This is a genomic window from Salinilacihabitans rarus (genome assembly GCF_024296665.1).
GTDB classification, from domain to species: Archaea; Halobacteriota; Halobacteria; order Halobacteriales; family Natrialbaceae; genus Salinilacihabitans; species Salinilacihabitans rarus.
In genome coordinates, this window is the sequence record NZ_CP100762.1 from 1,014,036 (window position 1) to 1,038,198 (window position 24,163).

Annotated in this window: 26 protein-coding genes; 14 read left to right on the forward strand and 12 right to left on the reverse strand. The window is 71.1% G+C overall.

The window, feature by feature from the left end:
* Positions 1-6: 6 nt before the first annotated feature.
* Positions 7-2,832, reverse strand: a complete 2,826-nt coding sequence (locus NKG98_RS05350; protein ID WP_254768629.1) for a DEAD/DEAH box helicase — start codon at positions 2,830-2,832, stop codon at positions 7-9.
* 46 nt (positions 2,833-2,878) lie between these two features.
* On the reverse strand, positions 2,879-3,184 hold the full coding sequence (locus NKG98_RS05355; RefSeq protein WP_254768630.1) for a hypothetical protein: 306 nt from the start codon (positions 3,182-3,184) through the stop codon (positions 2,879-2,881).
* Positions 3,185-3,293: 109 nt separating this feature from the next.
* On the opposite strand from NKG98_RS05355, the gene NKG98_RS05360 reads away from it, so the two are divergent.
* Complete coding sequence (locus tag NKG98_RS05360) at positions 3,294-3,563, forward strand: hypothetical protein (protein WP_254768631.1); 270 nt, start codon at positions 3,294-3,296, stop codon at positions 3,561-3,563.
* Here the strand turns inward: NKG98_RS05360 and NKG98_RS05365 are convergent, their stop codons facing one another.
* Genes NKG98_RS05365 through NKG98_RS05375 form a run of 3 tightly spaced genes read right to left on the reverse strand, consistent with a single transcriptional unit; the run spans position 3,564 to position 7,154 of the window.
* Positions 3,564-4,337: a metallophosphoesterase gene (locus NKG98_RS05365; protein ID WP_254768632.1), complete on the reverse strand. Its 774-nt coding sequence runs from the start codon at positions 4,335-4,337 to the stop codon at positions 3,564-3,566.
* 4 nt (positions 4,338-4,341) lie between these two features.
* Positions 4,342-5,883 carry an RPA family protein gene (locus NKG98_RS05370; RefSeq protein WP_254768633.1) on the reverse strand — a complete coding sequence of 514 codons (1,542 nt, stop codon included), beginning with the start codon at positions 5,881-5,883 and terminating at the stop codon, positions 4,342-4,344.
* Complete coding sequence (locus NKG98_RS05375) at positions 5,880-7,154, reverse strand: Single-stranded DNA binding protein (protein ID WP_254768634.1); 1,275 nt, start codon at positions 7,152-7,154, stop codon at positions 5,880-5,882. Before NKG98_RS05375 ends, NKG98_RS05370 begins: the two co-directional genes overlap by 4 nt.
* A gap of 101 nt (positions 7,155-7,255) precedes the next feature.
* On the opposite strand from NKG98_RS05375, the gene NKG98_RS05380 reads away from it, so the two are divergent.
* Positions 7,256-7,918: a 2,5-diamino-6-(ribosylamino)-4(3H)-pyrimidinone 5'-phosphate reductase gene (locus NKG98_RS05380; protein ID WP_254768635.1), complete on the forward strand. Its 663-nt coding sequence runs from the start codon at positions 7,256-7,258 to the stop codon at positions 7,916-7,918.
* A gap of 32 nt (positions 7,919-7,950) precedes the next feature.
* Here NKG98_RS05380 and NKG98_RS05385 read toward each other — a convergent pair whose 3' ends face one another.
* Positions 7,951-8,850: a DNA polymerase beta superfamily protein gene (locus NKG98_RS05385; protein ID WP_254768636.1), complete on the reverse strand. Its 900-nt coding sequence runs from the start codon at positions 8,848-8,850 to the stop codon at positions 7,951-7,953.
* 101 nt (positions 8,851-8,951) lie between these two features.
* Here NKG98_RS05385 and NKG98_RS05390 point away from each other — a divergent pair, with 101 nt between their 5' ends.
* Entirely contained in the window at positions 8,952-9,584 is a 633-nt protein-coding gene (locus NKG98_RS05390) for an HD domain-containing protein (RefSeq protein ID WP_254768637.1), read from the forward strand.
* Between the two features lie 134 nt (positions 9,585-9,718).
* On the opposite strand, the gene NKG98_RS05395 is transcribed toward NKG98_RS05390, so the two are convergent.
* Positions 9,719-10,009, reverse strand: coding sequence for a PadR family transcriptional regulator (locus tag NKG98_RS05395; protein ID WP_254768638.1), 291 nt, complete (start codon positions 10,007-10,009; stop codon positions 9,719-9,721).
* 124 nt (positions 10,010-10,133) lie between these two features.
* Between NKG98_RS05395 and NKG98_RS05400 the strand changes: the two genes are divergently transcribed.
* Genes NKG98_RS05400 through msrA form a run of 3 tightly spaced genes read left to right on the forward strand, consistent with a single transcriptional unit; the run spans position 10,134 to position 11,758 of the window.
* Positions 10,134-10,793: a cyclase family protein gene (locus NKG98_RS05400; RefSeq protein ID WP_254768639.1), complete on the forward strand. Its 660-nt coding sequence runs from the start codon at positions 10,134-10,136 to the stop codon at positions 10,791-10,793.
* A 40-nt stretch (positions 10,794-10,833) separates the two neighbouring features.
* Positions 10,834-11,172, forward strand: coding sequence for a hypothetical protein (locus NKG98_RS05405; RefSeq protein WP_254768640.1), 339 nt, complete (start codon positions 10,834-10,836; stop codon positions 11,170-11,172).
* Between the two features lie 49 nt (positions 11,173-11,221).
* A complete protein-coding gene (gene msrA, locus NKG98_RS05410) occupies positions 11,222-11,758 on the forward strand; it encodes a peptide-methionine (S)-S-oxide reductase MsrA (protein ID WP_254768641.1) in 537 nt (178 codons plus the stop codon).
* A gap of 1 nt (position 11,759) precedes the next feature.
* Here msrA and NKG98_RS05415 read toward each other — a convergent pair whose 3' ends face one another.
* Complete coding sequence (locus NKG98_RS05415; protein ID WP_254768642.1) at positions 11,760-12,041, reverse strand: HalOD1 output domain-containing protein; 282 nt, start codon at positions 12,039-12,041, stop codon at positions 11,760-11,762.
* A 158-nt stretch (positions 12,042-12,199) separates the two neighbouring features.
* Between NKG98_RS05415 and NKG98_RS05420 the strand changes: the two genes are divergently transcribed.
* Positions 12,200-13,912 (forward strand): formate--tetrahydrofolate ligase, encoded by a 1,713-nt coding sequence (locus NKG98_RS05420; RefSeq protein WP_254768643.1) that lies wholly within the window; start codon positions 12,200-12,202, stop codon positions 13,910-13,912.
* A gap of 9 nt (positions 13,913-13,921) precedes the next feature.
* Here NKG98_RS05420 and NKG98_RS05425 read toward each other — a convergent pair whose 3' ends face one another.
* Entirely contained in the window at positions 13,922-14,548 is a 627-nt protein-coding gene (locus tag NKG98_RS05425; RefSeq protein WP_254768644.1) for a universal stress protein, read from the reverse strand.
* Positions 14,549-14,659: 111 nt separating this feature from the next.
* Here NKG98_RS05425 and NKG98_RS05430 point away from each other — a divergent pair, with 111 nt between their 5' ends.
* The 5 genes from NKG98_RS05430 to NKG98_RS05450 are packed head-to-tail and all read left to right on the forward strand — an operon-like array spanning position 14,660 to position 19,696.
* Positions 14,660-15,067 carry a universal stress protein gene (locus NKG98_RS05430; RefSeq protein ID WP_254768645.1) on the forward strand — a complete coding sequence of 136 codons (408 nt, stop codon included), beginning with the start codon at positions 14,660-14,662 and terminating at the stop codon, positions 15,065-15,067.
* Positions 15,068-15,114: 47 nt separating this feature from the next.
* Positions 15,115-15,837, forward strand: a complete 723-nt coding sequence (locus NKG98_RS05435) for a cob(I)yrinic acid a,c-diamide adenosyltransferase (protein ID WP_254768646.1) — start codon at positions 15,115-15,117, stop codon at positions 15,835-15,837.
* 52 nt (positions 15,838-15,889) lie between these two features.
* Entirely contained in the window at positions 15,890-16,669 is a 780-nt protein-coding gene (locus NKG98_RS05440; protein ID WP_254768647.1) for an ABC transporter ATP-binding protein, read from the forward strand.
* Positions 16,666-18,096, forward strand: a complete 1,431-nt coding sequence (locus tag NKG98_RS05445; protein WP_254768648.1) for a hypothetical protein — start codon at positions 16,666-16,668, stop codon at positions 18,094-18,096. The genes NKG98_RS05440 and NKG98_RS05445 overlap by 4 nt, the downstream gene beginning before the upstream one ends.
* A gap of 58 nt (positions 18,097-18,154) precedes the next feature.
* Entirely contained in the window at positions 18,155-19,696 is a 1,542-nt protein-coding gene (locus NKG98_RS05450) for a cobyric acid synthase (protein ID WP_254768649.1), read from the forward strand.
* A gap of 1 nt (position 19,697) precedes the next feature.
* On the opposite strand, the gene NKG98_RS05455 is transcribed toward NKG98_RS05450, so the two are convergent.
* Positions 19,698-21,245: a TrkH family potassium uptake protein gene (locus NKG98_RS05455; RefSeq protein WP_254768650.1), complete on the reverse strand. Its 1,548-nt coding sequence runs from the start codon at positions 21,243-21,245 to the stop codon at positions 19,698-19,700.
* A gap of 138 nt (positions 21,246-21,383) precedes the next feature.
* Here NKG98_RS05455 and NKG98_RS05460 point away from each other — a divergent pair, with 138 nt between their 5' ends.
* Positions 21,384-21,608 (forward strand): hypothetical protein, encoded by a 225-nt coding sequence (locus NKG98_RS05460; RefSeq protein WP_254768651.1) that lies wholly within the window; start codon positions 21,384-21,386, stop codon positions 21,606-21,608.
* A gap of 9 nt (positions 21,609-21,617) precedes the next feature.
* Here the strand turns inward: NKG98_RS05460 and NKG98_RS05465 are convergent, their stop codons facing one another.
* Positions 21,618-22,016: a ribbon-helix-helix domain-containing protein gene (locus NKG98_RS05465; RefSeq protein ID WP_254768652.1), complete on the reverse strand. Its 399-nt coding sequence runs from the start codon at positions 22,014-22,016 to the stop codon at positions 21,618-21,620.
* Positions 22,017-22,157: 141 nt separating this feature from the next.
* On the opposite strand from NKG98_RS05465, the gene NKG98_RS05470 reads away from it, so the two are divergent.
* Complete coding sequence (locus NKG98_RS05470) at positions 22,158-22,409, forward strand: MTH865 family protein (protein WP_254768653.1); 252 nt, start codon at positions 22,158-22,160, stop codon at positions 22,407-22,409.
* 3 nt (positions 22,410-22,412) lie between these two features.
* On the opposite strand, the gene NKG98_RS05475 is transcribed toward NKG98_RS05470, so the two are convergent.
* A complete protein-coding gene (locus NKG98_RS05475) occupies positions 22,413-24,095 on the reverse strand; it encodes an acyl-CoA mutase large subunit family protein (RefSeq protein ID WP_254768654.1) in 1,683 nt (560 codons plus the stop codon).
* Between the last annotated feature and the right edge of the window lie 68 nt (positions 24,096-24,163).

The window sequence follows — 24,163 nt, forward strand, 5'->3', positions numbered from 1 at the left end:
GCGCGATCAGTCCCAGAACGCCTGCGTCCGCGCGTACTCGCGCTCGCGTTCGAGGATGTCGCGGTAGAAGTCGTCCTCGTCCTCGCGTAACTTGTTGATGATCCGGGCGGCGTTGTGGGGGCCGACGCCGCGGGCCGCCAGCGCGATCACGGCCTTCTTGCCGTGGCTCTGGACGAGGTTCGCGTTCCGGAACGCCCGCTCGGTCATCTCGCGTTGCTCGTCGTCTCTCTTCTCGGCGCGGACCGCCTGCACCACCTCGTCGGCCCACGGGTTGAGCGCCGCGATCCGGGTCGACCCGCAGTTCGGACACTCCGGCTGGTCGGGGACGCGTTTCACCTTCGTCCGCGACTGCCACTCCTTGCAGTGCGTACAGAGGAGGATCACCCGGTCGTCCCGAAGCCGCTCGCGGACGGTCCGGATGACGCTCGCGTCGGCGTTCTCCGGCGCCAGCAGTTCCTTGCCCGCCGAGCGGCCGCCCAGCCCCACCGGGGTCCGCCCGCGGGTCGTCTCGAGGGCGAGGTCGCCCGCCCGGAGGCCGGCGAGGACGGCGCTCGCGCGGTCGACGTCGAGGTCCTCGTGGAACACCTCGCGGATCGACTCCTCGTACATGGGCGTGTCCGAGAGGGCCGCGAGCAGCCGCTCGTTGGACATCCGGCCCGACCCCTGCCAGCGTTTCAGGGCGCCGAACTTCGCCGAGACCTGCGAGAGGCGGAACGCGAGCGCGTCCGACCGCTTCAGTCCGAGTTCGACGATGGTCTCGACGTGGTCGGGGTCGGTCCCCTCGAATACGTCGATGACGTCGCTCGTCGCGACCGAACTCGGCACTTCGAGTTCGATCCGGTAGGGGTCCGTTTCGAGGCCGACCGACGACCCCGCCCGCTGGCCGAGCAGCGCCGAGAGCACGCGGCCGAGCGTCTCGTTGGCCTTGTGGCCGAAGTGGGCGTTGACGACGACGGTCCGCCCGTCGCGTTCGAGCACGAGGCGGGCGTCCGTCGGCATCGGCGCGCCGGCCTCGACGTGGGCGTCGAGTTCCCGGCAGGCCTCCGTCAGGGTGTGAGCGTCGCCCGGATATCGGCCCGCGAGGTCGCGGCCGACCGCGGCGGCGTCGGCGCCCGCCTCCAGTTGGGCGGCGGCGACGTCCCGGATCTCGCCGACCTCCTGGGCGACATCGTAGGGGACGGGGATCTCCTGACCGATCCACGACGGGACCTCGCCGGTGGGGTCCTCGATGGGCGTGACCTTCACGCGGCCCTCGTCGTCGTCGATCTCGGCGATGCGCCACATCTCCCCGCGCTGGACGAAAATCTCGCCGGGCCGGGCGAAGTTGACGACGAACCGCTCGTCGAGCGTGCCGATCCGCGACCCCGAGGCGATGTCGTGGACCTCGTAGGTCGCCTCGTCCGGGATCATCGAGAGGTTCGAGTAGACGTACTGCCAGGTGCCGCCGCTCGTCTCGATCCTGTCCTCGCTCTCGTTCCACCAGACGATCCGGTTGCGGTGGAGTTCGGAGAGCACCTCCCGGAACGACTCCTCGTCGAGGTCGCGGAAGGGGTACGCCCGGGTGACCGTCTCGTGGACCTCGCGGACGAACGTCGAACCGCGGCTCTGGACGACCCCCGCGATCTGGTTGGCCACGACGTCGAGGCTCCCCTCGTGGATCCACGCGGGTTCGACCTCGCCTTCGCGGGCGCGGCGGGCGATGGCGAGGGCCTCGAAGGTGTCGTCGGGCCGCGTCGTGACGATCGTCCCCCGCGAGACCTCGCCGCGGCGGTGGCCCGCCCGGCCGACCCGCTGGAGCAGCCGCGAGACCTGCCGCGGGCTCTGGTACTGGATCACGTGGTCGACGCGGCCGACGTCGATCCCGAGTTCCATCGACGACGTACACAGCAGCGCGTCGAGGTCGCCCGCCTTGAACCGGTCCTCGACGTCGATGCGTGCCTCCTTCGAGAGCGAGCCGTGGTGGACGCCGATCGGCAGGTCCAGTTCCGTGAACCGCGAGCCGAGCGCCTCGGCCGTCTGGCGGGTGTTGACGAAGATCAGCGTCGACTCGTTCTCGGCGACGAGGTCGCGGATGAAGCGCACGTGACTCGCCGTCTCGGCGTCGGTCAGCAGCTTCCCGGACAGCTCCTCGTCTTCGGGGGTGACCTCGGGCTCGCGGACCTCGACCGCCAACTGGCTCCCGACGTCGATCTCGCGTACCTCGCAGGGTCGGCCGCCCGTCAGGAACTGCCCCACCTCCTCGGGGTCGCCGACGGTCGCCGAGAGGCCGATCCGCTGGAACGGCCCCGCGAGGTCGCGCAGGCGTTCGAGGCCGATCGACAGCTGAGCGCCGCGCTTGGAGGCGGCGAGTTCGTGGACCTCGTCGACGACGACGTGGGAGACGTCCGCGAGCGCCTCGCGCAGGCGCTCGCCGGTCAGCATCGCCTGTACGGTCTCCGGCGTCGTGATCAGTACGTCCGGCGGGTCCTCGGCCTGCTTGCCCCGCCGGTACTGCGTGGTGTCCCCGTGGCGGACGTCCACTTCGAGGTCGAGGTACTCGCCCCACCACTCCAGTCGCTCGCGCATGTCGCGGTTGAGCGCCCGCAGCGGCGTGACGTACAGCGCGCCGAACCCCGCCGGCGGGTCGGCGACGAGGTCGTCGAAGACGGGCAGCATCGCCGTCTCGGTCTTGCCGCTCCCGGTAGGGGCGATCACGAGCGTGTCCTCGCCGGCCGACAGCGGCGGGATGGCGAGTCGCTGCGGCGCCGTCGGCGTCGAGAAGCCGCGTTCGGAGAGCGCGTCACGGACCGTCGACCCGAGTCGGGCGAAGGCGGCGGCGTCCCCGTCGGTCATCGGGCGCGAGTAGGGGCGAACGGCGGATAAGCGCCTCGCTCTCGGCTCACGCGAGCCCCCAGGACTCGTCGTCGACCCGTTCGGCCAGCAACACCTCGCGGTCGCCCAGCAGGCGAACCGAAAAGCCCGCGCCGTCGCGCTCGAACTGCACGTCGGTCGTCGTCACGTCGGCGGTCACCTCGCGTTCGATCGGCGCCGGGTCCTCGCGGTCGGCGGCCGGTTCGAGGCCGTAGGCCTCGTAGGTGATCCGCGTCGACGTCTCGACGAGGTCGTCGTCGCCGTAGACGGTCACGTCGAGGCCCGTCGCGGCGTCGTCCTCGCGCAGTTCGAGGCGGTAGGTCTCGATCGGCATACCCGCGGGTTCGACCGACGGGCCGATGGGGGTCGGGCTTGCACTCGCGCACCCGGCCCGGCACCGTGACTGCTATCCCCCCGAAACGAGAACGACCGACCAACACGCCATGACCGAGTACGAGGCCGAGTGGATGGACTCCGCGGACGTGCCGATCCTCGAGGAGATGCGCAAGGACGACGTCTACGAACCCGAACAGATCGACGACGCGAAGATCTGTCGTGCCCCCCACGCCAGCCACCGCTGTCGAGAACTGAGCAGGCGCGGCCTGCTCGACAGGCCGATGCCCGGCATCTACGAACTGACCGACCTCGGCCGGCGCTTCCTCGACGGCGACCTCGACTCTGAGGAGCGGGCAGCGCTCGAAATCGACGACTGATCAGACCGTCCGGAACGGCCCCAGCCGCGTCCCGTCGAGCAGGTACGCCTCGCCGTCGGCGAGGCCGTCGGGCAGGAACGGCGCGAGGAACGACTGTCCCTCGACGTTCACCCACGTCCCCCCGACGAGGTCGTTGAACGCCGGGACGACGACCAGCCGCGGCGGCTCGCCGCCGTCGAGCCACGACAGCCCGTCGTAGGCGGGCCGGTCCGCGAACGCGACGGGGTCGAGTCGCCCGCGGAGCCAGGCGGGTTCGACCCGCGTGCCGCCGACCTCGTCTTCGAGGCGGACGAACGGGTGCTCGTGGCCGACGCAGACGACCTCGGCGTCGAGGACCGACGGCGACGGCCACGTGTGGCCGTGGCAGACGCCGACGTCGCCGAGCCGGCCCCCGTCGCCGGGCAACACCTCGATCCCGTCGAGCCACGTCTCGATCCGGCCGTCGTGGTTGCCCTTCGCGAGCGTCACCGACAGCCCCGGAGGGAGCGACTCGAACAGCACCTCCAGTTCGCCGCGCTCGGCGCCGCCGGGGTCGCCGATCGAGTGCATCAGGTCGCCGAGGACGACGAGCCGGTCCACCCGGGTTCGCTCGACCAGTTCTCCCAGTCGCTCGCGTCTGTCCTCGGCCCGGCTCGGTACGTCGACGCCGCGCTCGTAGCGGAGCCCCGCCTCGTAGCCGGCGTGGTAGTCGGCGACAACCAGCGCGCGCTCGTCGCCGGTCGCGGCGACGGCCGCGGGCGCGTCCGGAACCGGCTCGACGAGGGCGCGGGTCACGGCGTCAGATCGCCTTCAGCGTCTCGTCGTCCGGCTCGAAGCACCGGCCGCCCATCAGCGCCTCCTGGATGGCCGCCTCGACCTCGTCCTCGGCGACGCCGAGGTCCGCGGCGACCGTCTCGAGGACCGTCTCGCGGTCGGCACCGTCGCCGTCGTCGAGGTCGGTCATCGTCTCGACGACGTAGTCCTGGAGGTCGACGTCCGCGGCCGGTTCGCCGGCGCCCTCGGTCTCGGCCCCTTCGTCGACGTCTTCGCCTTCCGCCGCGGCCTCGTCGGCGTCGGCTCCCGCCGCCGTCCCTTCGGGCTCGGCTCCCTCGCCGTCCGGCGTCTCGCGTTCGTCGTCGGTTCCGGGCTCCTCCGCGTCGGCTTCCTCGGCGTCTGCGGCCGTCTCCTCCGGTTCGGGAACGTCGATGTCGGCCTCCCCGGGTTCGTCGACCTCGCTTCCCGTCGTGAACTCGGCGCCGAACTCCTCCTCGATCCGCTCGCGCTCCTCGTCGCCCATCTCGTACATCCCCTCGGCGGCCTCCTCGTCCCCGCTCAGGCCGTCGGACTCGAAGTCGCCCAGTTCGTCGAGGTCGTCGTCGGCCGCGGCGACGTCGGTCGACTCGTCGAACTCGGCGGTCGCCGGTTCGGCCTCGGTCCCGTCGCCGTCGGCGGCGTCCGGTTCGCCAGCGGACGCTTCGGCCGCGCTCGCCCCTGTCTCGCCATCGGCCTCGGCGTCCGCGCTCGCGTCCGCGGACTCGCTCGCGGGTTCCTCGCCGCCGACGTCGGCCGCCGTCGCCTCGACCTCGGCCCCGGTGGCGGCCGACGCGACCGCGGCGTCCGCGAGGGCGGCAAAGCCCGCCGCGTCGGGGCTCGCGTCGCCGGGCTGGCGGTCGAAGCGCTCGACCTGATCGCGCTCGCCGGCGACGACCTCGGCGGCCTCGACCGCGAGGTCGCGCAGTCCGTCGAGGTAGGCGGGGGTCGTCCCGTAGTGCTGCTGGGCGAGGGGAATCCCCCTCGCGAGGCTCCGGTCGACGCCGGCCTCAAGCAGCGCGTCGGTCAGCGCCTCGCCGGAGGCGTCGAGTTCGGCGGCGGCCGCGTAGGCGCCGACGCGCTCGACGGTCCGCTCGGCCGCGCCGACGACCCAGCGGTCGCGGGTGTCGCCGTCGACGGTCGCGACGCTCTCGGGACGGATCGAGGTGTAGACGACGTCCGAGTCCTCCGGCTGGAAGGTCCGGGCCTTGCCCGTCACCGCGACGAACGCGGGCGGGTCGAGCCGTTCGAGGGTCGCGAGTTCGTCCGGCTGGTACTGGCCGGCGTAGACGACGAACGCGCCCGTCGGGTCGACGACGCGGGCGCGCAGCATCTCGTCGTTGACCCGCGTCACCTCGGTGAGCGTCCCGACGGCGAACAGCCGGTTGACCCGGGCGCCCGTCGGCGTGATCACGTAGTTCGGCGCGCGCTCCTCGTCGCTCTCGGCGTGCGAGAGCGAGGCGTCGTCGTACTCGGCGGCGAACAGCCGGTAGGCGACCTCGCGGCCGGGTCGCTCGCCGTTGGAACTCATGCCCGCACCTCCGAGAGGAAGGCGGCGGCACGGTCGGCCGGGTCGTCGTCGCTCTCCTCGAAGGAGACGGCGTCGAGGTTCGCGCCGTACTCGTCGACCGAGAGGTGACCACGGACGCGGTACTCGCGGCCGACGATCGTCTCGCGGATGGTGTCGGCGACCGCCTCCTGGTCCATCGCGTCGCGGGCCTCCTCGCGGGCGTCGTCGACGTCGCCGCCGTAGACCGCCTCGGTGAGGTCGTCGTCGAGGACGACGGTGACGGTGCCGGTGCCGTCGTCGAGGATCGCCTTCACGCGCAGGTCGTCGACGCCGTCGACGCTGCCGTGGGTGCGACACTGCCCTTTCTGGATGACGCGGTTGCACTCCGGGCAGCGCTGGATGAGCCCGGAGCCGTCGCGGACGGCCAGCAGGTTCCCGACCAGACAGACGTCGTAGACGCCGCCGGTCGCGACCGCCGCGCCGACCTCCATCGTCGGCGCCTCGTCGCCGACGTCGACGTCGCGATCGAGCGGCGTCACCGTCGAGAACTCCGAGACGTTCACCTCGGGGACGCCGCGGAACTCGCGGACGTAAGCGTTCTCGATCCGGACGGACGCCCCTTCCTCGATCGCCGGGTCGGGGTTCCAGTTGGTAAACGGGAGCCGACCGCTCTCGTCGCCGAAGACGCCGCTCAGGATCTCCGTCTCGCCGTCGCGACCGTCGATCGTCCGGCGCTCGCACTCGAGGACGCGCACCTCGATTGTCACCGCGCGGTCGCCCGTCCGCAGGTCGGCGAGGTCCGCCTCGCCGCCGACCTCGTAGGGGACGTCGATCGGTTCGTCCTCGAACGACAGCGAGGTGCTCTCGCCGAGGTTGAGTTCGGGTTCGCCGTCCCACTCGCGGACGCCGGCGTTGCCCGCGGTGATCACGTCGCCGGGCGAGAGGCCGAAGTCCTCCCACGCGGTGTAGTCGATGCGGCCCGTCTCGTCGGCGAGCCGTCCCTCGACGATGACGTGGTCGTCGCCCTGGTAGCGGATCGACCGTTTGCCCGCCGTCAGGACGACGCCCGAGACGGTGACGTTCCCGTCGTCGGTGGTGATATCGTCGATGGCCTTCGCTGACGGGGCGCCCCCGCCGCCGCTGGAGCCGTCGCCGTACTTCCGGCGGAGGCTCCCCTTGGCCTCGTCGATCGGGACGCTGTACTCGAGCAGGTTCTGCAGGTCGGATTTGACCTCCTCTTTGTCGACGCCGAGGTCGGAGGCGAGTTCCTCGGCATGGGCTTCGAGATCCATCAATCGCCTTTCGAGTGGCGGCATCAAAAGCGTTCCCGCAGTGCGGCGGAAGTGATCCGGCGGTGACCGGCTATTTACCCCGCCCGCTCGAACGGACGCGCATGCACGTCGTCGTCAACGTCGCGATGAGCGCCGACGGGAAGCTCTCGACGCGCCGGCGCGAGCAGGTGCGGATCAGCGGCGACGAGGACTTCGCTCGCGTCGACCGCCTGCGGGCCGACAGCGACGCCGTCGTCGTCGGCGTCGGCACCGTCCTCGCGGACGACCCGCACCTCACCGTCAAGGACCCGGCCTTGCGCGAGCGCCGCCGCGAGGCCGGCCGATCCGAGAACCCCGCCCGTGTCGTGGTCGACTCCCGCGCGCGGACCCCGCCCGACGCGCGGGTCCTCGACGACGAGGCGACGACGTACCTCTGTACGAGCGAGGCCGCACCGGTCGACGCCCGGGCCGCGCTCGCCGACCGGGCGCGGCTGGTCACCGCCGGCGACGACCGGGTCGACCTCCTGCGAGCGTTCGCCGCGCTGCAGGCGGAGGGGCTGGAGCGGGTCATGGTCGAGGGCGGCGGCGAACTCATCTTCTCGCTGTTCGACGCCGGCCTCGTCGACGAACTCTCGGCGTTTGTCGGGCCGACGGTGATCGGCGGGCGAGACGCGCCGACGCCCGCCGACGGCGAGGGGTTCGTCGAGGCGTTCCCGGAACTCGCCCTCGAAGATGTCGAGCGACTGGACGACGGCGTCTTGCTCTCGTGGCGCGTGGCCGACTGACCGCCGCGACGACGAACCCCGGCGGGGAGGCGTCACCGGCCGATCGACGTCGCGTCGAACGCGGCCCGGACGAAGTCGTTCACCCGCTCGCGGTCGACGCCGCCGGTCGCGTGGTCCTCGGGGTCGATTTCGGGGAGCGCGACCTCCGACGGCTCGAAGACCCGACCGACCGTCTCGTCGCCCTCGCCGGCGCGCTTTCGCTCGACGAGGTCCCGGGCGCGCTCGACGAACGAGTCGTCGAACCGGTCGCCCTCGTGTTCGAGGAACGCCGGGAAGTCGAGCGTCGGGAACCGGTGGATGTCCCGGACGTACCGCGCGTAGAGGACCGCACGCGCGACGTACAGGTTGCGCCGGACGGTGCGGTCGGTCCGGCCGCGCTCGTACGACGAGGGGTCGACCTCGCGCAGGTGCGCGTCGGTCGGCGGGTCGTCGGGCCGCCGGGCGATCACGCGCCCGTCGCCTTCCTCCTCGATCAGGTACGCGAGGTCGCCCCCCTCGAGCAGCCGACCGTGCAGGTACTTGCGGTACTGGCGGTTCGCGAGCGAGCGGTAGTGGTAGTAGAGCGCGCTCGGCTCGAACTGGTAGCCGACGTCGCGTTCGAGCGCCGACAGCGGCTCGAACTCGCGGTAGCGACGCGGGCTGTGGAGGAACTCGAACGCCGCCGGGTTGGAGTCGACGAGCAGTTCGGCGAACCGGCTGACGTTCCAGCCGTGGAGTTCGACCGGTTCGCGCTCGCCGGCGACCGACTCGACGTACTCGCCGACGGTCGCGTACGCCGTCGGCTCCTGGACGAAGACGACGGCCACGTCGTAGTCGCTGTTCTCGTCGGCGAGGTTCCAGGCGCGGCTCCCGACGTCGCGAGCGGCCAGAATCGTCAGGTCGCGGCGCTCGGCAGCGCGTTCGAGCGCCGACTCGACTTCCGGTACCGTCACGGACGGGAGTTACATTCGAACCCCGATAACTTCATCCCTGCTGGAGGACCGATCGCATCCGATTCCTGACATTCAAGGCGACCGGACCCTTCGGAACGAGTATGATCGACGAGGTCCGTTCGGTCGCCCGCTCGTACTTCGACGGCCGCGTCTCGCCCGCCCACGACTGGCACCACGTCGAGCGCGTCGAGGCGCTGGCGCGTCGACTGGCCGCCGACCGCGACGACGTCGACGAGCGCGTGCTGGTGCTGGCCGTCCTCCTGCACGACGTCGGCCGACCGGGCGAGGAGGCCGGGACCGTCGACGACCACGCCGAGTGGGGCGCCCGCGAGGCCCGGTCGATCCTCGCCGAGTTCGACCTCGATCCGGGGACGGTCGACGCCGTCGCCCACTGCGTCCGCGCGCACCGCTACTCGAACGACGTCGACCCGGAGACCGTCGAGGCGCGGGTGCTCTGCGACGCGGACAACCTCGACGCCCTCGGCGCGGTCGGCCTCGCCCGGTGTTTCTCCTACGGGGGCGAGCACGGGATTCCGTTCTACGATCCCGACCTCCCGGTCTCGGCGGACGAGTCGCCCGCGGGACACACGAGCGTCAACCACCTGCGAAAGAAGATCCTCTCGCTGCCCGACCGGATGTACACCGAGGAGGGACGACGGCTGGCCGAGCGACGGCGGGCGGTCGTCGAAGAGTTCCTCGACCGCTTCGAGGCGGAGATCGCCGGCGAGCGGTGAGCGCGGGCGGCGAGAGGCGGACGACGGACGGCGGACGGAGAGCGACGAGCGGCGGACGGCAAGCGGGGCCAGCGGGCGGCGGACGGCAAGCGGGGCCAGCGGGCGGCGGTCCGGCGGGTGCGGACGGCGGGTGGTCAGTCGTCGGCCAGCAGGTCGGCGACGTACCGGTTCTCCCACTCGCGGCGGTCCTCGATCTCGCGACGGCCCCGGCGGGTGAGGGTGTAGAAGTTCGTCCGGCGGTCCAGTTCGCCCTTCTCGACGAGCCCCTTGTCGACGAGCGTGTCGAGGTTCGGGTAGAGCCGTCCGTGGTGGATCTCGGACTCGTAGTAGTCCTCGAGTTCCTCCTTGATCGCCAGTCCGTGGGGTTCGTCGAGTCCCGCCGTCACGAGCAGGAGATCACGCTGGAAACCGGTCAGATCGAACATGGCTCACGCTACGACCATCAGGGCATTAAATGTAAGGAATATCTTACGAGTCGGAAAGCGGGCCGTAGGCGCTCGTTACCGCGCGATCCGACACGTTATTCCGGCCGCCGATCGTGGGTCGGCCATGCCCACGCGCGACCTCTCGTGGCCGATCGAGTCCGGAATGCCCGTCTACCCCGGTACCCCGCCCGTCGACGTCGAGCGGCGGACGACGGTCGAGGCCGACGGCTACGCCACGACCGGCATCTCGGTCGACTCCCACGCGGGGACCCACGTCGACGCGCCGGCGCACATGCTCGCCGACGGGCCGACCCTCGACGAGTTCCCGCTGGAGACGTTCCGCTTCGACGCCGTCGTCGCGGACCCCCGGCCGCTCGACCCCGGAGAACCGATCGACCGGGCGACGCTCCGCGCGGCCGTCCCGGAGGGGGCGGCCGACTCGGCCGACCTCCTCGTCTGTCACACCGGCTGGGAGGCCCGCTGGGGAACCGACGGCTACCTCGACCACCCGTACCTCACCGCCGACGCCGCCGAGTGGCTCGTCGACCGCGGCTGTCACCTCGGGGTCGACGCGCCGAACGTCGACCCGACGCCGGGCGCGGATGCCGGCGACGAACCCGACGGCTACCCCGTCCACCGCGTCCTCTTCGGCGACGGGCGACTGATCGTCGAGAACCTGCGGAACCTCGGGGCCGTCCCCGACCGGTTTGCCCTCCACGCCTACCCGCTCGCGATACCCGACGCGGACGCCTCGCCGGTCCGGGCGGTCGCCGTCGTCGACTGACGCGGAACGCTTATCCGCCGACCGACGAACTCGAAGACGTATGGCGACGCCCTCGCTCCCCGCGTTGCTGGTCGCCCTCGCGGCCGTCGCCGGCGCCGCGTTGCTGGTCCACCACGACGCCCGGCGCGTCGGCGTCTCGCGGCCGCGGCTGTGGGCGGCGGTCGTCGCGCTCGCCCTCGGCGCGGGCCTGCTGCTGTACCTGTTCGTGCCGACGGTGCCCGTCCCGGGCCTGCTCGTGATCGTCCTCGCGGGCGCCGTCTTCTACCTCTTCGAGCGCGACGACGCGAACCGCGGCGACGAGCCCGCAGATCCCCGCGTCCTCCCGGAGTCGGCCGACGGCGACCGGTCGGAGGCGACGGACGAGTCGGGCGAGTCGTGAGGCGGCCGCCCCCGTCAGGCCTTTGCCCGACCGAGACCTACCGGGGGCTATGGAACGAGCCACGTTCGGCGGCGGCTGTTTCTGGTGTATCGAGGCCGCGATGAAGGAACTCGACGGGGTGGAGTCGGTCACCTCCGGCTACGCCGGCGGCCACGTCGAGGACCCAACCTACGAGCAGGTGTGTACGGGCGAGACCGGCCACGCCGAAGTGGTGCAGGTCGCGTACGACCCCGACGAGATCGGCTACGACGACCTGCTGGAGGTCTTCTTCACGATCCACGACCCGACCCAGTTGAACCGGCAGGGCCCCGACGTGGGCACGCAGTATCGCTCGGCGATCTACGCCCACGACGACCGCCAACTCGAACTCGCCGAGGCGTTCGTCGAGGAACTCGAGGCGGCCGACGTCTACGACGACGAGGTCGTCACCGAGACCGAACCCCTCGAAACGTTCTACGAGGCCGAGACGTACCACCAGAACTACTTCGAGAAGAACCCCACCGACGCCTACTGCCGGATGCACGCGGCGCCGAAGATAGACGAGGTGCGCGAGAAGTTCGCCGAGCGCGTGGCGGCGGACGACTGACTCACTCCTCGTCGACCCGCCGCGAGACGGTGACGGGCCCGGTAGCCGGCACGTCGACCACGAACCCCTCGTACTCGAACGTGACCCGCCCCGCGGCGTCCTCCCGGCCCCTGAACAACTCGTCCAGCGCCGAGAGGTCGATCGTCTCGTAGATCGGCGGACACTCCAGCGGATCGACGCCCATCGCGTCCGCGACGACCTCGATTACTCGCAGGCTGGGTTCGGACGCCGCCGTGAGTCGGCGGCCGGCGTCCGGCTTCGGCTTCCGTCGGCTCTCCTTCATCAGTGTACTCTAGTACGTCGTACGGTGCCACGTAGCAAGAACCGTCCTCCTAACAGTGCGCTCCGTCGAGCGGCCGACCGACCGGCGGCGACCGTGGCCTTCCCAGCGGTCGGGAATCGGCTGGCCGTTTGTCGTCACCGCGCGGACAACTCGAACGTATGTCCCGAGTGCCATCCTCGTCGCTCCCGTCAGTCCCGTCCGACCTCGAAATCGCCCGGTCGACGGAGCCAGCGCCGATCGAGGACGTCGCGGCGGGCCTCGGCCTCGCGGCGGACGACCTCGACCGCCACGGCGATCACGTGGCGAAGCTTACCGACGACGCGCTCTCGCGCTCGCTCGACGCCGAGGCCGACGGCACGCTCGTCCTCGTGACGGCGATGACGGCGACGCCGGCCGGCGCCGGCAAGACGGTCACGACCGTCGGCCTCGGACAGGCGCTCGACCGCCTCGGCGAGCGCGCCGCGGTCGCCGTCCGCGAACCGTCGCTCGGCCCCGTCTTCGGCATCAAGGGCGGGGCCGCCGGCGGGGGCTACTCGCAGGTGCTCCCGATGGAGGACATCAACCTCCACTTCACGGGCGACATCCACGCGATCACGGCGGCGCACAACCTGATCGCGGCGGCCCTCGACGCCCACGTCCACCACGGCAACGACCGCGGAATCGACGTCCGCGAGGTCGTCTGGCCACGGGTGCTCGACGTGAGCGACCGCGCGCTCCGGGAGACCGTCGTCGGCCTCGGCGGGTCGGCCCACGGGGTCCCCCGTGAGGACGGCTTCCGCATCACCGCCGCCTCGGAACTGATGGCCGTCCTCGGACTCGCGAGCGACCTCGCGGACCTGAAACGGCGGATCGCCCGCGTGATCGTCGCCTACGACCACGAGGGGGAGCCAGTCACCGTCGACGACCTCGGCGTCGCCGGCGCGGCCACGGCGCTGCTGACCGACGCGTTCCGGCCCAACCTCGTCGGCACCGTCGAGGGGACGCCCGCGTTCGTCCACGGCGGCCCGTTCGCGAACATCGCCCACGGGACCAACACGCTCGTCGCCGACCGCGTCGGCCTCGCGCTGTCGGACTACCTCGTCACCGAGGCGGGGTTCGCGGCCGACCTCGGCTTCGAGAAGTTCGCCGACGTCGTCTCCCGCGAGGGGGTCGTCCCCGACGTCGCCGTCGTCGTGGCGACCGTCCGGGCGCTCAAGTACCACGGGCTGGGCGAGTGGCCCGCCGACGAGGAACGCCTCGACGAGGAGAACGTCGAGGCGGTACGCGCCGGCTTCGAGAACCTCGAACACCACGCGAACGTCGTCTCGTCGTTCGGCCTGCCGTTCGTCGTCGCGCTCAACCGGTTCGAGGGCGACACCGACGCCGAACTCGCGGCCGTCGTCGAGGAGTGCGAGGCCCGCGAGATTCCGGTCGCCGTCTCCGAGGCGTACCACCACGGCGGCGAGGGGGCGCTCGACCTCGCGGAGACCGTCCGCGACCTCGCCGCGGCGGGGTCGTCGTTCGCGCCGCTGTACGACCTCGACGAGTCGCTCGAATCGAAGCTCGAAACCGTCGCGACGGAGGTCTACGGCGCCGACGGCGTCGAGTTCACCGACGGCGCGCGGGCCGACGTCGACCGGCTGGCGGCCGACGGCCTCGACCGGTTGCCCGTCTGCGTCTCGAAGACCCAACACTCCGTCAGCGACGATCCGGCGACGAAGGGCGCGCCGACCGACTGGACGCTCACCGTCCGGGAACTCTACCCGGCCGCCGGCGCCGGCTTCGTCGTCGCCCTGACGGGGGACGTGCTCACGATGCCCGGCCTGCCGGCGGAACCGGCCGCGCTCGACATCGACGTCGACGAGGACGGCTCGATCCAGGGGCTGTTCTGAGCGGTCCCCTCAGCCGTCGAGGTGGGCGATCCGCGCGCCGCCGGTCCGGGCGTCGACGTGGACCTGCGTCTTGCCGTCGGCGGTCTCGGCGGTGACGATCCAGGAGTTGCTGGCCCGGTGTGGCTCCTCGAGCAGCGAGGCGTCGTCGTAGCCGTCCTCCGCGAGCGCTTCGAGCGCCCGCTCGCCGGCGTCCTCGGGGTCCGAGATGCGAGGCTGGTCGCTCGCGCGGACCGTGAGGACGGGGATCTCGGCGTTCCTGACGACGCGCTCGGTGACGCTGCCGACGAGGACGCGGTCGAGGCCCGTTCGCCCGTGGGTCCCCATGACGATCACGTCGACGTCGTTCTCGTCGGCGTAGGCCAGGATCTCCTCGTCGGGGACTCCCCGCCGGACCTCGGTTCGAACGTCGAGGTCCTTGCGGGCGGCGTCGTCGGCGACGCGGGAGACGGCGCGTTCGGCGTCCGCCTCGGCGCTTGCGCTCTCCTCCTCGCCTTCGAGCGTGCCGTAGGGCCCCTCGGGGACGATCGACAGCGCGTGGACGGTCGCGTCGAACTGCCGGGCGACGACGAGGGCGTGGCCGATCGCCTGACGCGTCCCCTCGCTTCCGTCGGTCGGGACGAGAACGTCGTTGTACATCGTTGGGTCGTCCTAGGGAGGCGGCCGGGATAAAGCTCCTCGCATCGCCCGATTCTCCCGCTGGGGGAAGCGCCCGTCCGTATAAGTGTCCCGGACAGTGAATCGGTAAGTATGTACGAGGTACTCGTCCCGATCGACGGAAACGAGTCGCGAGCGCTCTCGCAGGCGGAGACCGTCGCCGGCTTCCCCGGCGCCGACGCGTCGATCCGCGCGATCCTGCTGCACGTCTTCGAGGAGAACCCCTCGGGGGCGTCGGTCCACCAGATCGGCGCCGTCAGGCGGGCCAAGTCGGTCCTCGAGGAGCGTGGCGTGGAGGTCGAACTCGCGGAGACGAGCGGCAACCCGCCCGAGAACATCGTTCGTACGGCCGACGAGCGCGACGTGGACCTGCTCTGTCTCGCCGGCAGGAAGCGCACGCCGACCGGGAAGGCGCTGTTCGGGAGCGTCACCCAGGACGTCCTGCTGTCGTCGGACCGGCCGGTGGTCGTCTGCGAGGCCGACGAGTCGGCCGCGGAGTGAGCGACGGCGCGTCGGGAGCTTCATCCGTCGGGCGCGTCCCGCGTCGCATGGGAGACGACCCGACCGACCCCGTCGTCTCGAACACGCCCGGCGAGGGGCACACCCCCGAGGCCGAACCGATCGACCCCGCCGCCCCCGAGGAGTTCGGACTGGTGCAGGTCTGGTGGGGCGACGGGAAGGGGAAGACGACGGCGACGCTGGGGATGGGGATGCGCGCGGTCGGCCACGGCTACCGCGTCCACCTCCTCCAGTTCATGAAAGGCGGCGCGTCGAGCGTCGCGCCCGTCCGCGGGGAGTACAACGCGATCGCCGCCCTCCCCGGGTTCAGCTACGAGAACCGCGGCCACTACGGCTGGCACGGGATGGCCGACGGCAGCGACGAGGCCGACCACGAGGCCGAGGCGCGAGCGGGACTAGAACGCGCCCGCGACCTCCTCGACGCCGCCGCGGCGGACCTGACGGAACCGATCGTCCGCGAGGGCGACGGGACCGAGGTCCCCGGAACCGACGCCGAGACGCCCCCGCCCGAGGCGGGCGTCCACATGCTGATCCTCGACGAAGTCCTCTACGCCGCCGACCGCGGCCTGCTAGCCGAGGCCGACGTGCTCGACCTGATCGAGCGAAAGCCCGAGTACCTCGAACTGGTGCTGTCGGGGAGCCACGAGCGGCCCGACTACCTCCGCGACGCGGCCGACCTCGTCACCCGCGTCGCCAAGGAGCGCCACCCGATCGACGACGGCCAGCGCGCCCGCCGGGGCACCGAGTTCTAATCGTCGGCGCCAGCACAGTTATTATCGGCTACCGAGAAAGGCCGGATAGCTGATGTCGGTCATACGTGCGGACGGAGTCGAGAAGTCGTACGGTTCGGTCGACGCGTTGACGGGACTGTCCGTCGACGTGTCCCGCGGCGAACTGTTCGGCTTCCTCGGCCCGAACGGCGCCGGAAAGACGACCACGATAGGCATCCTGACCGGACAGGTCGCCCCCGACGCGGGCCGCGTCGAGGTGCTCGGGACGGACCCGACGGCCGACCCCATCGAGACCCGCCGGCGGGTCGGCATCCTCCCCGAGCAGGAGTCGCCGCCGAGTTTCCTCACCCCGCGGGAGTACTTCGAGTTCGTCGGGAACGTCCGTGACCTCGACCCGGAACTCGTCGCCGAGCGGGTCGACGTCTGGGCCGACCGGCTTGGCTTTCGTGCGAAACTCGACACGCTGCACACGGACCTCTCGCGGGGCCAACAGCAGAAGGTGATGATCACGCAGGCGTTCCTCCACGAGCCCGAGGTGGTGTTCATCGACGAGCCGCTGGCGAACCTCGACCCGCTCGTCCAGGAGCAGGTCAAGCGCTTCCTCGTCTCGTACGCCGCCGCGGACAACGCCGTCTTCGTCTCGACGCACAACATCGACGTCGCCGAGGACATCTGCACCCGCGTCGGCATCGTCGCCGACGGCGCCGTCGTCGCCGAGCGCGCGGTCGGTGACGGTACGGAGGGCCTGCTCGACGTCTTCCTCGAACGCGTCGACGACGCCGACGCCCGCGACCTCCCGTCGGGCGGGGTGGCGGCGGCCGACGGCGGGACGAGCGCCGAACCGAAACCATGAGCGCCCGGACCGACTGGCGGACGTTCCGCCTGCTCTTCCTCGAGGAGTGGCGCCTCCACACCGAACTGTTCGGCGGCTGGCGGTTCGTGCTCTTCCCGGTCCTGCTGGCCGCGCTGGCCGTCGCCGGCGCCGTCGGGCTCACGGCCACCGGGACCGACCCCGACGGCGTCGTGACCGGCCTGCACGTCTTCGCGCTCGCGTTCGGCCTCTACAGCGGCACCGCCGCGTTCGCCGGCTCGGACATGCTCGAAAACGTCTTCGGCCGGCTGTCGCTGCTGCTCTCGACGCCGACGACGCTGCCGCTGTCCCGGCGACGGCTGCTCGGCCTCTTCGTCGCGAAGGACGCGCTGTTCTACGCCGTCGTCTTCGTGCTGCCGATGGCGCTGGCGGTCGTCCCGCTGGAAGGGCTCTCGCCGGCGACGCCCGCGACCGTCCTCGCGACGTGGGCCAGCCTCTCGCTGGCATTCGCCGTCGGGACGGTCGTCACCGTCGCCGCCGTCGCCGTCCGGACCCGCGGCGTCTCCGGGTGGGTGATCGCCCTCGCGGCCGTCGTCGCCGCGGCCGGCGCGTGGAGTACGGGCGCCCTCGCGCCCGTCTGGGGCGCGCTCGGTGCCAACGGCGGCCTCGGCTTCGACGCCGTCGTCCTCGCCGTCGGGACCGCGTTCGTCGGCGCGCTCGCGGTCGCCGTCTACGACCCCGCCTACGCCCGGCCGTCGCGGACGGCAAGCGACCGGTTCGCCCGCCTCGAACGGGCGCTGCCGGTCGACGACGGCGGCCTCGTCGCGAAGACGCTGCTCGACCTCGCGCGGTCCTCCGGCGGCGTCGCGAAGCCGTTCGTCTCCGCGGGAATCCTGCTCGCGCTGGTGGCGTTCCTCGTCGGCGTCGTCGACGCCATCACGGGCGTCGAGCCCGCGCCCGGGATCTTCTTCGGCGGCGTCCTCGGGTTGAGCGCGTTCACGACGTACAACTGGCTGACCCAGTTCGACTCCGTCGAGGGCTACCTCGCCTACCCCGTCTCCGTCGAGGCGGTCTTCGGGGCGAAGCGGACCGCCTTCCTCCTCGTCGGGACGCCCGCGATGGCGCTGCCGTACCTCGGCGCCGTCGTCTGGTTCGACGCGACGCTCCTCGACGCCGCCGTCGGCGCGGTCCTGCTCGGGGGCTACGCGCTCTACTACTACGGGCTGACAGTCTACGTCGCCGGCTTCGACCCCAACGAGTTCCTCTTCGACGCCGTCCGCTTCTCGCTTTTCACCCTCGGCGTCGGGGTCGCGCTCGTGCCCACGCTCGTCGCCGGCTTCGTCGTCGTCCCGCCGTCGCCGGCGCTCGCGGCGGCGCTGGCGGCCGCGGGCGTCGTCCTCGCGCTGGTCGGCCTCGCGCTCTCCGGCCGGGCGGGCCCGCGCTGGGCCGTGCGGTACCGGGCAGGGTAGCGACGCGAACCGACACGCCGAAGCCCTCCGGGGCGGATCGTCCGCTCGAACGAACGCCATGACCCGGACCCTCCTCGTCGCGGGGACGGCCAGCCACGTCGGCAAGTCGACCGTCGCGGCCGGCCTCTGTCGGCACCTCGCCGACCGCGGCGTCGCCGTCGCGCCGTTCAAGGCCCAGAACATGAGCAACAACGCCCGCGTGGTCGTCCGGCCGGCGGGCGCGCGCGACGACGGGGGCGAGTACGGCGAAATCGGCGTCTCGCAGTTCGTCCAGAGCCGGGCCGCCCGCGTCACCCCGACGACCGACGTCAACCCCGTCCTGCTCAAACCCCGCGGCGACGGCGAGAGCCAACTGGTCGTGGGGGGCCGGGCGGTCGAGCACGTCCCCGCCGGCGCCTACTACGCGGAGCACTGGGACCGGGCCCGGGACGCCGCCGAGGCCTCCTACCGGCGGCTCGCGAGCGAGCACGACGTCGTGATCGCCGAAGGGGCGGGCTCGATCGCCGAGATCAACCTCCACGACCGGGACCTCGCGAACGTCGAGACGGCCCGCTTCGCCGACGCGGCCGTGCTCCTGCTGGTCGACATCGAGCGCGGCGGCGCGTTCGCCAGCCTCTATGGCACCCTCGAACTGCTGCCCGAGGACCTCCGCGAGCGCGTCGTCGGCGCGGCGATCACGAAGTTCCGCGGCGACGCGAGCCTCCTCGACCCCGGCATCGAGGAGATCGAATCGCGAACGGGCGTCCCCGTCCTCGGCGTCCTTCCGTACGACGACCCCGGCCTCCCCGAGGAGGACAGCGTCGGCCTCCCCGGGACCGGCGAGCGCGGCGTCTACGGCGCCGACGACGGCGTCCCCGCGGAGCGGGCGGTCACCGTCGCCGTCCCGCGGCTCCCCCGCATCTCGAACGCGACCGACCTCGAAGCGCTCGCGGCGGTGCCGGGCGTCCGGGTTGCGTACGTGCCCGTCGAGGACGCCGGCGACCGCGACCCGCTGGCCGACGCCGACGCCGTCGTCCTCCCGGGGACGAAGAACGCGGTCGACGACCTGCTCGCCCTGCGGGCGGCGGGGTTCGACGACGCGCTCCGGCGGTTCGACGGGCCGATCGTCGGCGTCTGCGGGGGCTACCAGTTGCTCGGCGAGCGCATCCTGAACGCCTCGCTGGAGGGGACCGGCGACGCGGACGCGGTCGACGGGATCGGCCTCTTGCCGGTCGAGACGACGTTCTCCGGGGAGAAACGCCTCGACCGCGCGACCGTTCCGATCGACGGCGACGCCTCGCCGCTGCTGGAAGGCACCGCGGGGACGGCCTCGGGCTACGAGATCCACGCCGGCCGGACCCGGGCGCTCGAACCGGTCGCCCGGCCGCTCGGGGCGTCGAGCGCGGCCCGCGGGCGGGTCCTCGGCACCTACCTCCACGGGCTGTTCGACGAGCGGGCCGTCCGCGAGGCGTTCGTCGACGCGGCGTACCGTCACGCGAGCCGGGAACGACCCGACGATCCCGCGGCGCCGTCGGACCCCGCGTCGCCGTACGACCGGGCGGCGGCGCTCGTCTGCGAACACCTCGACCTCGGGGCGCTCGGCGAGCCGTTCGACCCGTGAGTCAGCGCCGCCAGTACGACGGCGTCAGGATCACGAGCACCGAGAGGATCTCGAGGCGGCCGATCCACATCAGGAACACCAGCAGCAGCTTCGAGGCGGTCGAGAACGGCTCGTAGTTGCCCATCGGGCCGACGACCCCGAACCCCGGGCCGACGTTCCCGATGGTCGCGGCCGAGGCGCTCAGCGCCTCCATGGCGTCCAGATCGAGGCCGGGCGTCCTGATCGCGTCGAGGAAGAGCAGCATCGTCCCGAGGGCGAAGATGGCGAGAAAGAGGAGCGTGAAGACGAACAGGCCGCTGAGGGTCTCCTCGTCGATTATCTCGCCGGACGTGCGAAGCGGGCGAACCGCCTCGGGATGGACGGAGGTAAACAGTTCGCGCCGGGCCGCCTTCCCGATCGCGTACCACCGGACGATCTTTATCGATCCGGCGGCGGAACCCGCGGAGCCGCCGAGGAACATCGCGAACAGGAGCGCGACCTTCGCCGGGGCGCTCCACGCGTCGAAGTCCATGCTCGCGTAGCCCGTCGTCGTCACGATCGCCGCGGCCTGGAAGAACGCCTGCCGCAGCGCGTGCTCGACGTCGCCGGCGATGGGGGCGACCTCCTCGGGAAGGTACGCCAGCCCCTCGCCGACGTAGAGCAGGGCCGCCAGCAAGACGCCGAGGGCGGCGAGCGCGAGCAGGTACGTCCGGAACTCGCCGTTCCGGGTGAGCCGGCGGGGCCGCCCCCGCGAGACGTGCCACAGCAGCGCGAAGTTGGTGCCGGCGACGATCATAAACGGGATCATCACCCACTGGATCGCCGGCGAGAACGCCTCGATGCTCCGACCCTCGGGGGAGAAGCCGCCCGTCGGCAGCGTCGTGAACGCGTGGGCGACGGCGTTGTAGAGGTCCATGTTCTCCGCGAGCCCCGCGAGGTTGAGCCCGTAGTAGACGGCGACCGCGGCGACGGTGAGCGCGATGTAGACCGTCCAGAGCAGGCGGGCTGTCTCGCGGATGTGCGGGGTGAGCTTCTCGACGTCGATCCCCGGCGCCTCCTCGCGGATCAACTGCGCGCCGCCGACCGACAGTTGCGGGAGGATGGCGACCATCATCACGATGATCCCGAGTCCCCCGAGCCACTGGGTAAGCTGGCGCCACATGAGGATCGACCGCGAGTGCGTGGCAAAGGAGATGTCGTCGAGGACGGTCGCGCCGGTGGTCGTGAAGCCGGACATCGACTCGAACAGCGCGTTGGCCGGGGTGGCGACGGTACCCTGCCCGGCGACGAGGTAGGGTACGGTTCCGAGCAGCGGCACGAACAGCCACGCCAGCGAGACGACGAGGAGCCCCTCGCGGTGGCCGACTTCGGGGTCGGGGTCGAGGCGTTCGAGCGCCGTCCCGCCGGCGATGGCGACGGCGACGGCGACGACGAACGGGAGGACGCTCTCGCCGTAGACGACCGCGACGCCCAGCGGGAGCGACAGCGGCAGCGCGATGTACTTGCAGACGGTACCGACGAGGCTCAGACTCGCGCGATAGTCGACGTAGATGCGGTAGTTACGCGTCATGTAGCGTCCCGGGAGACCGCCGGCAGTCGGTCGGTTCGGATCGACCGTTCGTCTCGATTCCGATTTCCCGACCGGCGACAAAAAAGGGCCGATTCGCCGCGGGCAAGGGGCTTTACCTCGCGGCGACGTAGCGTTCGGATGGCTACCGTGCGCCTCCCCAGCCTCCGTCGGCCCCGGACGTTCTACGACGTCTTCGGGGTCGCGATGATCGCGATCGTCACGATGGCGGTCGTCCTCGCGATCTGGCACGGGACGCTCGTCCGCCGCGAGATGGTCGTCCTGCTCGCGCTGGTCGCCCTCTGGGCGGCCTGGGCGGTCGGACAGATCCTCGACCGGGCGGCGAACGACCGCCGCCTCCAGTGAGCCACCCCGTCAGACCGACCCGTCGTCCGTCTTGCGGTAGGTGCCGAGCAGTTCCTCCAGAATGAGACACTCGCGGTCCGAGGGGTCGTAGCGGGCGTCGATGAACCGCTCGGCCTCCTCGTACTCCCCCCGCAGGCCGCGTTTCCGGACGGCGATCACGGCGTCGAGAAACGGCGTCCCCCCGTCCGTACCGACCGCGTCGGCGCAAGCCTGCTCGTCGATGGCGAGTTCGGACTTGATCTCCTCGAAGTTGAACGTCCGGGGGTCGTGTTCCGGATCGATGAGCGTCAGGACGTACTCCGCGGAGAAGCGATAGAACTCCGACTTGCTCTCGAACATACCGTCTTCGACGAGCGCGTCGATCTGCTCGACGACCTCGTCCGGATATCTGACGGTATCCTTGGCCATACCTTCGACAGGAGTCGCCGGACTCATTACTGTTGTGGCACCTCTCACGCCGGCAAAATCGCCCGCCCGGGCCGATTCCGGACGCCCGCCGTCCCAACTACCTCAAAATTTATTATTTATCACTCCGAACTCCGGCATGCAATGGCAGACGAAGCCGAACTCCGCGAACAGATGACCGAGGCGTTCGAAGGCGCGGACTACCCCATCTCGAGCCCGATGGACCTCGTTCCGGCGCTGCCGAACGGTCCGGGGACGACGTTCGAGTCCGGGGACTTCTCGATGACGGCGATGGAACTGAACACGAAGCTCTCGGGGGGTGACTTCCCCTACGACGACGTCGACTCCTTCGTCGACGACGTCATCGAGCAGCTGAAAGACCAGGACCACATCTGAGGCTCAGACCGCGCTCCCGGGGTGGTACTCCCCGAACTCCTCGCGCAGCACGTCGCAGATCTCGCCCACCGTCGCGTACGCCTTGACCGCGTCGACGATGCGGGGCATGAGGTTCTCGTCCGTCCGGGCCGCCTCACGGAGCGCTTCGAGCGTCGCGTCGACGGCCTCGTCGTCGCGCTCCGCGCGGACCGACTCGAGGCGGTCGATCTGCCGGCGCTCGTCCTCCTCGGTGACCTCCTCGACGTCCATCGTGGGCTCCTCGTCGACCTCGAACTCGTTGACGCCGACGATGATCCGCTCGCCCGACTCGATCTCCTTCTGGCGCTCGAAGGCGGTCTCCTGGATCTGCCGCTGGACCCACTGGGACTCGACGGCGTCGAGCATCCCGCCGCGCTCTTCGACCTCCGCTAAGATGTCGTAGGCCTCGGCCTCGACCTCGTCGGTCAGGCTCTCGACGTAGTAACTGCCCGCCAGCGGGTCGATCGTGTCGGCGGCGCCGGACTCGTGGGCGAGGATCTGCTGGGTCCGCAGGGCCGTCCGGACCGACTCCTCGGTCGGCAGCGAGAGCGCCTCGTCCTTGCCGTTCGTGTGCAGGCTCTGGGTGCCCCCGAGCACCGCGGCGAGCGCCTGATAGGCGACCCGGACGACGTTGTTCTCGATCTGCTGGGCGGTGAGCATCGAGCCCGCGGTCTGGGTGTGGAACTTGAGCTGTTTGGACTTCGGGTTCCGGGCGTCGAAGCGGTCGTCCATGATGTCGTGCCACATCCGCCGGGCGGCGCGGAACTTCGCGACCTCCTCGAAGATGTTGTTGTGGCCGTTGAAGAAGAAGGAAAGCTGGGGGGCGAACTCGTCGACGTCGAGTCCCGCGTCGATGGCCGCCTCGACGTACTCGATGCCGTTCCCGAGGGTGAACGCGAGTTCCTGTGCGGCGGTCGACCCGGCCTCGCGGATGTGGTAGCCGGAGATGGAGATGGTGTTGAACTTCGGCGTCTCCGAGGCGCAAAAGTCGAAGATGTCCGTGATGATCCGCATCGACGGCTCCGGCGGGTAGATGTAGGTGTTGCGCGCGACGTACTCCTTGAGGAGGTCGTTCTGGATCGTCCCGCGAAGTTCCTCGCGGTCGACGCCCTGCCGGTCGCCGACGGCGATGTACATCGCCAGCAGCACCGACGCGGGCGCGTTGATCGTCATGCTCGTCGAGACCTCGTCGAGCGGGATGCCGTCGAAGACGGTCTCCATGTCCCGCAGGGTGTCGATCGCCACCCCGGCCTTGCCGACCTCGCCGGCGGCCATGTCGGCGTCGGAGTCGTAGCCCATCTGGGTCGGCAGGTCGAACGCCATCGACAGCCCCGTCTGTCCCTGATCGAGCAGGTAGTGGAACCGCTCGTTCGTGTCCTCGGGCGTCGAGAAGCCCGCGTACTGGCGCATCGTCCACAGCCGGCCCCGGTAGCCGGTCGAGTACACCCCGCGGGTGTACGGCGGCCGGCCGGGGAAGCCGAGGTCCTCCCGGTAGTCGAGGTCGGCCACGTCGTCGGGGGTGTAGAGCCGGTCGACCTCCTGGCCGCCGGTGTCCGTCGTGAACGTCTCCTCGCGCTCGCCGAACCGGTCGAGGACGGGGTCGACCTCCTCCTCGTGCCACTCCTCGCGCCCGGAGCGGATCGCCTCGAGGTCGTCGGAATCGAACATTATCGTTACGGACGGTTGCCCGTGGCTTGAAAGTTCACCAAACGCGTCGGGCGCCGCCCCGGGTTTAC